Source organism: Flavobacterium sp. XN-5, from assembly GCF_008033395.2.
Taxonomy (GTDB): domain Bacteria; phylum Bacteroidota; class Bacteroidia; order Flavobacteriales; family Flavobacteriaceae; genus Flavobacterium; species Flavobacterium hiemivividum.
In genome coordinates, this window is sequence record NZ_VOGZ02000011.1 from 1 (window position 1) to 13730 (window position 13730).

Genomic DNA, 13730 nt, shown 5'->3' on the forward strand with positions numbered 1-13730 from the left:
ACTTGGGTGTATACTGCAACATACGCTGTAAATCAGACCGATATTGACAATGGTAAAATAACTAACCAAGCTTCAGTTAATGCAGCTACTCCTGACGCCTCAAGTGTAACGGCACAATCAAATAACAATATCACTAATGTGATTACTATTTGTACCGATGCCAACATTAACATTGCGAAAACAAATGACATTACTATAGGAGAAAACGGATGTGCAACACTTGTTGTTGGAGATGTAGTGACCTATACCTTTACGGTGAGAAATTCTGGTAATGTGAGTTTAAATAATGTGAATGTAGTTGATAATCATATTGGCTTATCTGCTATCGCACTGATAAGTGGAGATATCAATAACAACAACATTCTAGAAGTTACGGAAACTTGGGTGTATACTGCAACATACGCTGTAAATCAGACCGATATTGACAATGGTAAAATCACCAACCAAGCTTCTGTTAATGCAGCTACTCCTGACGCCTCAAGTGTAACGGCACAATCAAATAACAATATCCCAGATGTGATTACTATCTGTACCGATGCAAGTATTAGCATTGCGAAAACAAATGACATTACTATAGGAGAAAACGGATGTGCAACACTTGTTGTTGGAGATGTAGTGACCTATACCTTTACGGTGAGAAATTCTGGTAATGTGAGTTTGAATAATGTGAATGTAGTTGATAATCATATTGGCTTATCTGCTATCGCACTTATAAGTGGAGATACCAATAACAATAGCATTCTAGAAGTTACGGAAACCTGGTTGTATACTGCAACATACGCTGTAAATCAGACCGATATTGACAATGGTAAAATCACCAACCAAGCTTCTGTTACTGCAGCTACTCCTGACGCCTCAAGTGTAACGGCACAATCAAATAACAATATCCCAGATGTGATTATTATTTGTACCGATGCAAACATTAGCATTACGAAAACAAATGACATTACAATAGGAGAAAACGTATGTGCAACACTTATTGTTGGAAATATAGTAACCTATACCTTTACGGTGAAAAATTCCGGTAATGTGAGTTTAAATAATGTGAATGTAGTTGATAATCATATTGGCTTATCTGCTATCGCACTGATAAGTGGAGATACCAATAACAACAACATTCTAGAAGTTACGGAAACTTGGGTGTATACTGCAACATACGCTGTAAATCAGACCGATATTGACAATGGTAAAATCACCAACCAAGCTTCTGTTAATGCAGCTACTCCTGACGCCTCAAGTGTAACGGCACAATCAAATAACAATATCCCAGATGTGATTACTATTTGTACCGATGCTAAAATTACTGTTACTAAAGATGGAATTTATGTTGATACAAATAAAGATGGAATTACAAATGTAGGAGATCACATTAATTACAGTTTTGTAGTAACTAACACTGGAAATTTGACCCTTGCGAATATAATTGTAACTGATAATCGAGTAACGGTTATTGGTGGTCCTATTACATTAACTGCTGGTATGAGCAATGGAACTGCATTTACGGCTACCTACACCGTAACCCAAGCAGATATTGATAAAGGTTACGTTTATAACTTGGCAACAACTACTGGAACCCCACCATCCGGAGATCCTGTAAGCGCTACCTCTACAGACCCAACCCCGTGCTCTAGCTGTCCAGTTGAGCCAAGTTGTACAGATTGTACAATAACTCCTTTAACACAAACGCCAAGTCTTACAGTAGATAAAATTGCTAGTCCTGATAGTAACTATACTTTTGTAGGAGATGTAATAAACTACACAATTCAAGTAAGTAACAGTGGTAACTTAATTTTACATAAAATTGAAATAAAAGACCCTTTAACTGGATTGAATGTGACTATTGAGAGTTTAATTCCTGGGGCTTTCCAAATCTTTAATGTAAGTTATACGGTAACTAAAAACGACCTAGTTGTGGGTTCTGTTACAAATATTGCAACAGCAACTGGATTGACACCGAAAGATGTGCCGGTAAATGCTACCGACACTGAAGTAGTTGATAAATCAGAAGTATTTGGCTGTGGAAGTATCTTAGTCCATAACGCCTTCTCTCCTAATGGAGATGGAATTAATGAATCTTTTGTTATTGACAATATTGATGATACAGATTGCTATCCTGATAATACAGTTGAAATATACAACCGTTGGGGAGTACTTGTTTTTGAAACCAAAAACTACAGTAACATAAGCAATAACTTCAATGGGTATTCAAGTGGTAGAACAACAGTAAGTCAGTCATCAGGTCTACCATCTGGAGTTTATTTCTACATCCTAAAATATACTTCAGTTGATGACCTAGGAAATACCCGAGTTAATCAAAAAGATGGGTATTTATACCTAACGAGATAAAGTATTAATAACATTAGTATTACTGATTTAAACGTTATTACTATTAAATGGAGAAAAAACATATATTTTTTAATCTGACCTGCCGAACTAAAAAATAACTCGTTCGAAAGATAATTTATCTAATAAATATCTACTATGAAAACAATTATATATACAATCGTTTTACTGTTTACTACAATTGTGAGTCTTGCCCAGCAAGATGCTCAGTTCACACAATATATGTACAATACGATTAATATTAACCCTGCTTATGCAGGATCCAGAGGTGCTTTAAGTATTTTTGCGCTTCATCGGGCTCAATGGGTTGGGTTAAATGGTGCGCCAGTCACCAATGCGTTATCAGTAAACACACCTTTAAAAAATAGCCGCGTTGGACTGGGATTAACCATAATAAATGATAAAATAGGACCTGTCCAAGAGAACATGATCTCAGGAGATTTTTCATACACAATACCAACTTCTGATCATGTCTCTTTATCATTTGGTATAAAAGCCACTGCAAACTTATTTGATTTAGACGTAGCCAAATTAAACCCTGTGGATGACGACCCTGCCCTACGTGACTACAACAATAAATTCTCTCCTAATATTGGTGTAGGTGTTTATCTGCATTCACAGAAGGCTTATGTGGGATTGTCCGTCCCTAATTTTATCGAAACCAACAGGTATGATGATAATGAAGTTGCGATTTTTAAAGAAAAAATTAATTATTATTTAATCGCGGGGTATATTCTGGACTTAAATAGTTCTCTAAAATTTAAACCTGCTTTACTTACTAAATTAGTAGAAGGAGCACCACTCCAAGTAGATCTCTCAGGAGCTTTGATGTTCAATGAAAAATTAACGATAGGTCTATCCTATCGATGGAGTGCCGCTGTTAGTGCTATGGTTGGATTCCAAATTTCTGATGCTATATATATTGGCTACGGTTATGATTTAGAAACTACACGCTTAGATAACTACAATTCGGGATCACACGAAATATTTTTACGATATGAATTATTCAAAAACAATGATAAAATAACTACTCAAAGATTTTTCTAAAAAATTCTATGAAACCGCTAATTCAAATAGTAATAACTTTAGTTAGTTTGATTTACATTAATATGTATAGTCAAAGTACAACCTTGGCTACTATAGATAGTGCAATTAAGTTTAAAAATCAAAAAGTTACTTCATCTGAAATACCTATAAAGACTCGAATAGTGAAATCATATTATGTCGAAGAGAAAGTAAATATGAGATTTGGAGGTTATACAACAACGTATAAAGTTTCTAAACTAAGTATGGTAAACAAATATGATTTAGGGCCAAATAATACTAGGGTCGTTACTCCTACATATGTAAATGTTTATGTAACTCCTGAATATTTGAAAAAATTAAAATTAGACTCCATTAATGCAATTTCAAAACCGATTGTTATAAAAAAAACAAAAATAGCATCACAAGATTTAAAAATTGATAAAGGTGCGGTACTTCCAAAACCCCCAAATTTTAAAAAAAACGAAGTATCAATTAAAAATTCTGCACCCGCATTACTATCAAAAAACGTAGTTCCAAATATACCTGAACCTATAATAAATAAAGAACAAAATTATCAGGAAGCATTAAATTCAAGCGCAGCAAAAAATTCAACAGTATTAGCTAAAAATAAATTAGAAGAATTACAAATCAACAATCCGGTTAAAAGTACTATTAATACCTCAATTACAGTAAATAAACCCAGTGCTGTTGCTTATGTATATTATTTAAAAACATATGAACGAATTGCTGAAAAAGGATATCGATCCGAAGAGATGCTAAAGAAAATCGGGAATGCTTTTTTTTATGATGGTGAGTATGAAAAGGCGGCAAAATGGCTAGGCGAGTTATTTGAACTGAAAACTATTTTAGAACCTGAGTATTACTATAGATATTCTAAATCATTATCTGTTATTCATGAAAATGAAAAAGCAGAACGAATGATGCAGCTCTTTAAGGAAAAACAAAGATAACATTCGTCAATTAATAAATTAGAAATTATGAAAAAGAGTCCACTTCTATTAATATTCATTTTCTGTTTTATTTCGCACAACATCTACTCTCAGCTTGGATCAGAATATATTGCAGATAAAAATCAGGACAGTTACGTAAATGTTGATGTTTTAAAAACTTATGAAAGAGTTTCTGATAAAGGATATAAATCCATAGATATGTTAAAAAAACTAGCTAACGCTTCTTTTTTTAATTCCAATTTTATAGAAGCAGCCAAATGGTATGATCAATTATTTTCAATGACTTCTGATTTTGAAACGGTATACTATTATCGCTATGCACAATCTTTAAAATCAGTTAATAATCCAAAAAAGGCTGATGAAATGATGAAAATATTTATAGAAAAATCGAAATAAAGGAATATAAAAAACGAAAATTAATTGATTCATTATAAAAACAATTATTATGAAAAATAAAATACTTTTTTACCTAGCTATAATAAGCGTTTTATCAATCAACATGTATTCACAAGAAGCTAGAGTGGCGAAAGCAGAAAAAAAATACGATAACTATGCTTATGTGGATGCTATAAAAACATACGAAAAGCTTGCTAACAAAGGCTATAAGTCTGCCGATATGTTTAAAAAATTGGGAAACGCATATTACTTTAATGCAAAACTTGAAGATGCAGCTAAATGGTATACTGAGTTATTTACTATGGAGACAGAAATCGAACCAGAATATTACTATAGATATGCTCAAACATTAAGATCAATCGGCGAAAATAAAAAAGCAGATGAAATTATGATAAAATTTAATGCTTTTGCACAAAATGATGATAGAGGAAAACTGTTTATGGAAAATAGAGATTATTTGTCGGAGATAAAAGCAAACTCTGGCAGATATGACATTGAACCAACTTCTCTAAGTACCCCTTATTCTGATTATGGAACAGCTATTTACTTAAATAAATTAGTATATGCTTCAGCAAAAGATACCGGCAGTATACAACAAAGAAAACACTCTTGGAATAATCAATATTTCACTGATTTATATACTGCTGAATTAGGAGATGAAATGGTACTAGGTAAAACGGCTAAATTTGATAAGTTAGTAAATACTAGGTTTCATGAATCTACTGCCGCCTTTACCAAAGATGGAAAAACGATGTATTTTACCCGTAATAATTTTAATAAGGATAAAAAAGGTTTTGATGGTAACGATATCACACTTATAAAAATATATAAAGCCACTTTTGAAAATAATAAATGGATAAATATTACTGAACTTTCTATCAATAGTGACAATTATAGTACCGCTCACCCAGCCCTAAGTCCAGATGAAAAAACGTTATATTTTGCTTCAGATATGCCAGGCACAGTTGGTTTATCTGATATATTTAAAGTAGCGATAAATGAAGATGGTAGTTTAGGCAATCCCGTTAATTTAGGAAATTTGATAAATACGGCGGGGAGAGAAACATTTCCTTATATCAGTGCTGATAATGAACTTTATTTTTCTTCTAATGGACATCCTGGTCTAGGAGGTCTTGATGTATTTGTGTCTAAAATAAATTCCGAAGGCAACTTTAATAAAGTACAAAACGTAGGAGCTGATATTAACTCTCCGCTAGATGATTTTGCCTATATGATTGATTCTAAATCAAGACTTGGTTTTTTTAGTTCGAACAAAGACGGAGGTCAAGGACTAGATGATATCTACCGTTTCCTCGAAACAAGAAGGCTAACTTGCGAACAAGAACTGTTTGGAAAAATAACAGACATCGAAACTCATGAAGTTTTATCAGATACTAAAATAACCGTTTTTGATAACATGTTTAATGAACTAGGAACAACACAATCAGACAAAGACGGAAACTATTCTTTAATAGTGGAATGTGACATGAAACTATATGTACGAGCTGAAAAAATGGATTATACCACCAAGGAAGTAAAAGCAACTACCTTAGATGAAAACGGAAAAACAGAACTTAATATTGAGTTAGAAAAAGCCCGTTGTAAAGTGGTTGTAGGCGATGATTTAGGAAAATGTTTCGGGATTACAAATATTTATTTTGATTTCGATAAATCCGATATCCGTTATGAAGCAGCAATCGATTTAGAAAAAATATTAGATGTATTAATTGAGTATCCAGCGATGAAACTAGATATACGTTCGCATACAGACAGTAGAGGATCCTCAAAATACAATGAGGCTTTATCAGACAGAAGAGCAAAATCGACTATCAATTGGCTTATAAAAAATGGTGTAGCTAAAGATCGATTAACCGCTAAAGGATATGGGGAATACAAACTCATCAACAAATGCGCTGATGGTATAGAATGTACCGAAGAAGAACATCAACTAAACAGACGTAGTGAATTTATAATTACGGACTTGTAAAAAAACAACCAAGGTATCATTTAATACCCTGGTTGTTTCAAACCAAACAAACTTAATAATTTTAGTTAATGTGTCCTTTAAGAATTTAAGATTAATAGAAAACTACTAAATTAGGTACATAATGTAAATTTGCGCTCATAATTTAGTAGTTTAAGTTTAAAGTAGATTGTGGGGCAAAATTCTTTAAATATGGTTTTAACAATTATCTAATTCTTTTCGAATATAAATACAATTCCGTTAAAACAACAAAAATAATCGACAAAATACATAATGTTTAAAATAAAATAGTATTTAACTTACTTTATTGTTTTTAAACTTACACGTAAATAAAAAAGACTGAAGTAGGCTAAATCGAAATAATAGTATAAATAAATGTTTCTTTCTGCCCATGTTAGATAAAATATTTAAAGGCCATCGCACACAAAATACCCAGCCCAAAACTCAATAAAGTCCCTATCAAGATATATTCAGTAAGTTTGACATCCTTAGACTCTTTAAGGTCTCCAAATCTGAAAATAGATTTGGCTGCCAATAAAAAACCGATTCCCTCCCAAAAATTAATTACAACAAAAAAGAAAATAAACAAGCGTTCCAGAATCCCAATATATTTTCCAGCATTATTTGTGTCATCGCTATTATTTTTAGCGATTTGATCACTCCATTTAGACAGTAATAATTTTAAAACTATTGCGCTCACATAAGTTACCGTGATTAAGGCTGTAAATAACGCAAGGCTTTGGGTTGAATAGAGTATTTCAAAGTCGATTTCATACGGATAATAATTACGCACCACGGCTGCAATCACTGACAAGTGTAATATTTGGTCGATAAAAAACCATGTTTTTAGCGTTTTCTTTTTCTGTAAATATAATTTCGCACAATCAATAGTAAAATGACTTCCAACAATAACAAACAATGCAAAGAGGTATTCTTTATTAAATTTTGTGATCAACAATAAAAGTACAAAATGCACTAACAGATGAAGATATAGGTATTTTGATTTTATTTTATTTTTCTTTTTATCCTTTACCCAAGATGTGGGCTGCAAGAAAAAGTCACCTACTAAGTGAGTTAAAACAAGCATGAAAGATAATTCTACCATTGTTTTTTAATTTCTTGTTTATAATATTCAATCACATTTTTTAGCTCCTCATATCCTGCCCTCTTAAGGGATGCACTTATCGAACTTTGGCTTTTTCTATTTAAAGCAAGAGCCAATTCCTTTTGATTAACACCTGGGTTTTCTAACGCTTTTTTTATGATTTCGGCAGAGGTCGTGGTCCAATTATCAGCAAACAAAACAATTAATTGAAAGATAATCGTAAAATTCTTATTAAATTCAGACCAAGGCGATTGTATTCCAAAAGTCTGCTTTTTTAATCTTTCAAAGCATTCCCCTGAGTTTAGAAAAGCAATTCCGTTAGATTCTGTTACCTTGTCAGCAGTATAATCGACGGTGCCTATTCCTATTGCAATACGCACATCTAGTTTTTTGTGTTGTTTGATGGTGGCCTTGATTAATAAGGCGATTTCGACTGCATCAATAGGATCGACAAGCAACTGAAAACTGTCACCTCTATATATTTCCCAATCCTTGGGTTCATTTCCGTAGGTGCTTAAAATACCTTTTAAATCCCCCATCCATAATGCCGAAGCTACTTTTCTAGAGTTTATTATATCACCGGTGATTACTGCCTTCATATCTTGAAATTTTAAGCAAGATACTAAATATATCGCTTAATATAACGATATATTAAATTATCGTTAAATAAAGCGATAATATATACAATCGCCTTATTAGACGATATAGTAAATTATCGTTTAATTTACTATATCGTGGGGACAAATTATAAATCATTATGATCAGCCTAAATAAAAAAATAATAACGGACATAATTGTCCGTTATTATTTTTTTTACTACTTTTGCGCTATACTTTATTTAGATCAAGTAAAAATAATATTACTTGAACTTTATAATTATCAGAATTTTATTTTAACAAAAAAGCGAAACTTTTGTTTCACATAAATTAAACACCCAAACTCATGCAAAAAGCATCTCTATTTGAAAACCTAGAATTTAATGAAACTAAGGTTGCAGTAAGCGTATTATTAAAAACTTCTAACTCTAGCGAGGTACGGATTTTACTAAAAAAAGATCAAGTGATGAAGGAGCACCAAGCACCATTTCCGATAGTTATTGAAGTTTTTGATGGCGCCATACAATTTGGAGTCAACGGAGAAAACCAAACTCTTAATCGAGGAGATATAATCTCGTTAGACGCCTCAGTTCCTCATGATTTAAAAGGTATTTCTGATTCCATAATCCGTCTTACAATCCACAAGAATGATACTATTGAACGCATAAATTCTATAAAATAATATAAAAAACAAAATGAAAAAAACTTGGTTAGCATTTATAAGTGTGGTGGTAATCTCATTTATAGTCCTCATTGGTGTTGGTGTAGAAGTGTATCAAACGCAACCTCCAATTCCAGAAAAAGTAATCATAAAAGGAACCGGAGAAATAGTTTACACAAAAGAAGACATACAAATTGGTCAAAACGTATGGGAATCCATTGGCGGAATGGAAGTTGGTTCCATTTGGGGACATGGGAGTTATGTAGCACCCGATTGGACTGCAGACTGGATACACAAAGAAGCCGTTTTCATGCTAGACACTTGGGCAAAAGAATACAACATGCCCTATTCTGAATTGGATGTTGAAAAGAAAGCAGCTCTAAAAGCGCGTTTGATTCAAGATATTAGAACCAATACATTTGACGAAACAACTAAAACAATTAGTATTTCGCCAGAACGTTTAAAAGCGATTAATGAAAACATAAAGCATTACACAAAAATTTTTTCAGAAGGTAAAGAAGAGTACGCTATTCAAAGAGGCGCTCTAACAGATACTAAGAAATTATCACAATTGAATGCCTTTTTATTCTGGACTTCTTGGGCGGCAAGTACGAACAGACCGCATGAAGATTATACGTATACCTCAAACTGGCCACACGAACCTTTAATTGACAATAATATTACGGATAGTTCTATTATTTGGTCCGGTTTATCTATCGTTTTGTTGTTATTATTTATTGGAATATTGACTTATTACTATCTTCTTAATCATGAAAAAGGAGATTTATTAACCAAGCCTGAATCAGATCCTTTAGAGAATATGCAATTATTGCCTTCGCAAAAAGCAGTATTAAAATATTTCCTAATCATTTGTTTCTTAATCGCATTACAAGTTATTTTAGGGATATTAACGGTGCATTATACCGTTGAAGGACAATCTTTCTTTGGTTTCGAATTGTCACAATATTTACCTTATTCTATTACACGAACATGGCATACCCAATTGGCGGTTTTCTGGATTGCTGCAACTTGGTTGGCTACCGGATTATTCTTAGCGCCAATGATTTCGGGTAAAGAAATCAAACACCATATTTTAGGAATTAATTTCCTTTTTATAGCCTTATTAGTTATCGTTTTGGGTTCTATGTTTGGTGAGTGGTTGGGAGTACACCAATTTTTAGATTTAACGACTAATTTTTTCTTTGGACACCAAGGATATGAATACATGGATTTAGGCCGTTTCTGGCAGATATTATTGGGCGTAGGTCTTGTTTTATGGGTATTTATGGTTAGTCAACACATTTTGTTTGCTATTCGTAAAAATGATAATTCTAAATCATTGTTAATCATATTACTGATTTCGGTTATGGCAATCGGAATGTTCTTTTTCTCTGGTTTAATGTATGGAGAAAACAGTAGTTTACCTGTAATTAATTACTGGAGATGGTGGCTGGTTCACCTTTGGGTTGAAGGTTTCTTTGAAGTTTTTGCCACGGTTGTTATCGCTTATATTTTCTCTCAATTAAAAATTATTTCTGCTAAAACGGCTGGTAGAGTTTCGGTAGCATCGGCTACTATCTTTTTGGCTGGTGGAATTTTGGGAACTTTACATCATTTGTATTTTTCGGGAACACCGGTAAAAGCAATTGCTCTTGGTGCTACGTTCAGTGCATTAGAAGTGGTGCCTCTTACTTTAATGGGTTTTGAAATTAGAGAAAACTGGAGTCATTTAAAAAGCACTCCTTGGATGCAAAAATACAAATGGCCTATTTTCTTCTTTATCGCAGTCGCTTTTTGGAATTTCTTAGGAGCTGGAGTATTCGGATTTATAATTAATCCGCCTATTGCTTTGTACTATATTCAAGGATTAAACACAACTGCAGTTCATGCCCATACTGCACTATTTGGAGTATATGGAATGTTGGGAATGGGATTCATCTTAATTTGTTTGCGTTTTTATTCTGATAGAGTTTGGGAAGAAAGTAAATTGAAAAAAGCATTCTGGGCATTAAATATTGGTCTTATCGCAATGGTAGTGTTGAGTTTATTACCAATAGGAATTATTCAAGCATATACTTCTATCACAAAAGGATATTCGTTTGCAAGAGAGTCTGAATTGTTATATTCACCTACAATTCAAACATTAAAATGGATGAGAATGATTGGAGATATTATTTTTTCAGTGGGTATTTTTTACTTCTGTTGGTTTACAGTAAGTGAAACTATTTATAATTTAAAGAGAAAAAATATTTAGTTGTTATAAACATTGATTCATAAAAAAAGCCTGTAAGAAGATGTGGAAATCTTTTTACAGGCTTTTTTTTAAGCAAAATTTAGGCATTCTGCAAATTTATAAAACCACTCATTTCCTAAATTCCCAATTAAAAACTATCTTCGTCTTTTTAAAAGAATAAAGCAATTCGAAGAAAATGTAAAGAGTTCTGAGGTCTATATTCTATTCTCTTGATTCTGTTTTCTAAAAAATCCAAATGAGCAATCTCCTACTTACTCCTATCGAATACCTAAAAGGCGTTGGCCCTAACCGTGGCGAATTGCTACGAAAGGAACTAGGGATTCATAAGTACAAAGATTTAATCAATTTATACCCCAACCGCTACATTGACCGAACGCGTTATTACAAAATCAACGAGCTGCAAAACAATGTTGCCGAGGTACAAATCATTGGTAAAATCATCAATATCAAAACTGTCGAATTTGGTAAGGGCAAGAAACGTCTCGTTGCCACTTTTGTGGATGATACAGGACAAATGGAATTGGTATGGTTTCAGGGACAAAAATGGGTTCGGGAATCGTTGAAACTAAACGAAATTAGTGTAATTTTTGGAAAATGTACTTCCTTTAATGGTGCATACAATATGGCGCATCCTGAAATCGAAGCGATGAGCGAGCACGAACAAAGTTTGCGTTCGGCAATGCAAGCTGTTTATCCTTCGACAGAAACGCTAAACAATCGCGGAATTTCAAATCGGGTAATCAATAAATTAATGCAGCAGCTGTTTCTAGAAACCCAAACCTTATTTACAGAAACACTTCCGGATTATCTATTGCAGGATTTACAATTAATTCCTAAAAAAGCAGCCTTATTCAACATTCATTTTCCTAAAAGCGCAGAAGCTTTGGCGAAAGCCCAATTCCGATTAAAATTTGAAGAATTGTTCTTTATCCAATTGCAATTAATCACTAAAAATCTAGTTCAAAAACACAAAATAAAGGGACATCCGTTTACTAAGGTGGGCGAACTTTTTAATGATTTCTACCAAAATCACCTGCCTTTTCAGCTCACTGGAGCTCAAAAAAGAGTGATTAAAGAAATCAGAACAGATATGGGAACTAACGCCCAGATGAACCGATTATTACAAGGTGATGTAGGATCGGGGAAAACGATTGTGGCTTTTATGAGCATGTTACTAGCACTTGATAATGGCTTTCAAGCTTGCTTGATGGCTCCCACAGAAATCTTGGCGAATCAGCATTTTATCGGGCTTTCAGAATTAGCTAACAAATTGAATATAAATATAAAAATACTGACTGGTTCAACTAAAACTTCAGCCCGAAAAATTATTTATGAAGAGTTAGAAAACGGTAGCTTACAAATCCTCATTGGAACACATGCTTTATTGGAAGACAAAGTGAAATTTCAAAATTTAGGTTTAGCTATAATTGATGAGCAACACCGTTTTGGAGTCGAGCAACGCTCTAAATTGTGGAAGAAAAATGAAATTCCACCACACATTTTAGTAATGACCGCAACTCCTATTCCGCGAACGCTGGCAATGAGTTTGTACGGTGATCTCGACATTTCGGTTATTGACGAACTGCCTCCGGGCCGAAAACCCATTCAAACTGTACATCGTTTTGACAGCAACCGTCTGAAAGTTTGGAAATTTATTCGAGATGAAATCGGTTTAGGACGCCAAATATATATTGTCTATCCGCTGATACAAGAATCAGAAAAAATGGATTTCAAAGATTTGATGGACGGTTATGAGAGTATTTCCCGAGATTTCCCTTTGCCAGATTATTCCATTTCTATTTTACACGGAAAGATGAAACCAGCCGATAAAGACGCTGAAATGAAACGTTTTTCGGATGGGAAAACAAATATAATGGTTGCTACAACCGTTATCGAAGTTGGGGTAAATGTTCCTAATGCCTCAGTAATGATTATCGAAAGTGCTGAGCGCTTCGGACTCTCGCAACTCCACCAACTGCGCGGTCGTGTTGGTCGTGGTGCTGATCAGAGTTACTGCATCCTGATGACGAGTCACAAATTAAGTTCTGACAGCAAAACTAGGATGGAAACCATGGTGAGTACTAATGATGGATTTGAAATTGCCGAAGTTGATTTAAAACTTCGCGGTCCAGGAAACCTGATGGGAACCCAACAAAGTGGTGTACTAAACCTTCAAATTGCCGATATTGTTCGGGACAGAGATATTTTAGCCTTAGCCAGAGAGAAAGCGATAAAAATCCTAACCGTGGATGCACCTTTACAAAAACCAGAACACGCTACTTTAAGAAGTGTTTATATCGAGTTGACTAAAAAGAAAAACATCTGGAACTACATCAGTTGATTCCTTTTTTATAAAATTAGACTTTTTTTCAAATTCAATTAAACCTTTGCCCT

10 protein-coding genes are annotated in these 13730 nt (G+C 33.6%); 8 read left to right on the plus strand and 2 right to left on the minus strand.

All coding sequences use genetic code 11. The annotated features are described in order from the left end of the window. The 5 genes from FQU23_RS14830 to FQU23_RS14850 all read left to right on the plus strand — a co-directional run. Nucleotides 1-2346 (plus strand): gliding motility-associated C-terminal domain-containing protein (locus FQU23_RS14830; RefSeq protein ID WP_147674521.1); only part of this gene is annotated, 2346 nt, incomplete at its 5' end. A 135-nt stretch (nt 2347-2481) separates the two neighbouring features. Continuing rightward, entirely contained in the window at nt 2482-3390 is a 909-nt protein-coding gene (locus FQU23_RS14835) for a type IX secretion system membrane protein PorP/SprF (protein ID WP_147674522.1), read from the plus strand. Nucleotides 3391-3398: 8 nt separating this feature from the next. Then, on the plus strand, nt 3399-4340 hold the full coding sequence (locus FQU23_RS14840) for a hypothetical protein (RefSeq protein WP_147674523.1): 942 nt from the start codon (nt 3399-3401) through the stop codon (nt 4338-4340). 27 nt (nt 4341-4367) lie between these two features. Beyond that, entirely contained in the window at nt 4368-4736 is a 369-nt protein-coding gene (locus tag FQU23_RS14845; RefSeq protein WP_147674524.1) for a hypothetical protein, read from the plus strand. A 49-nt stretch (nt 4737-4785) separates the two neighbouring features. Next, a complete protein-coding gene (locus FQU23_RS14850) occupies nt 4786-6723 on the plus strand; it encodes an OmpA family protein (RefSeq protein ID WP_147674525.1) in 1938 nt (645 codons plus the stop codon). Between the two features lie 391 nt (nt 6724-7114). Here FQU23_RS14850 and FQU23_RS14855 read toward each other — a convergent pair whose 3' ends face one another. Continuing rightward, complete coding sequence (locus FQU23_RS14855) at nt 7115-7825, minus strand: DUF3307 domain-containing protein (protein WP_147674526.1); 711 nt, start codon at nt 7823-7825, stop codon at nt 7115-7117. Continuing rightward, entirely contained in the window at nt 7819-8424 is a 606-nt protein-coding gene (locus FQU23_RS14860; RefSeq protein WP_147674527.1) for a transcriptional regulator, read from the minus strand. The genes FQU23_RS14855 and FQU23_RS14860 overlap by 7 nt, the downstream gene beginning before the upstream one ends. Before the next feature lie 343 nt (nt 8425-8767). Here FQU23_RS14860 and FQU23_RS14865 point away from each other — a divergent pair, with 343 nt between their 5' ends. From FQU23_RS14865 to recG, 3 genes are all read left to right on the plus strand, one after another. Then, nucleotides 8768-9103, plus strand: a complete 336-nt coding sequence (locus FQU23_RS14865; protein WP_147674528.1) for a cupin — start codon at nt 8768-8770, stop codon at nt 9101-9103. 13 nt (nt 9104-9116) lie between these two features. Further along, a complete protein-coding gene (locus FQU23_RS14870) occupies nt 9117-11336 on the plus strand; it encodes a nitric-oxide reductase large subunit (RefSeq protein ID WP_209282354.1) in 2220 nt (739 codons plus the stop codon). Between the two features lie 235 nt (nt 11337-11571). Then, nucleotides 11572-13677 (plus strand): ATP-dependent DNA helicase RecG, encoded by a 2106-nt coding sequence (gene recG / locus FQU23_RS14875; RefSeq protein ID WP_147674530.1) that lies wholly within the window; start codon nt 11572-11574, stop codon nt 13675-13677. The last annotated feature ends 53 nt before the right edge of the window (nt 13678-13730 follow it).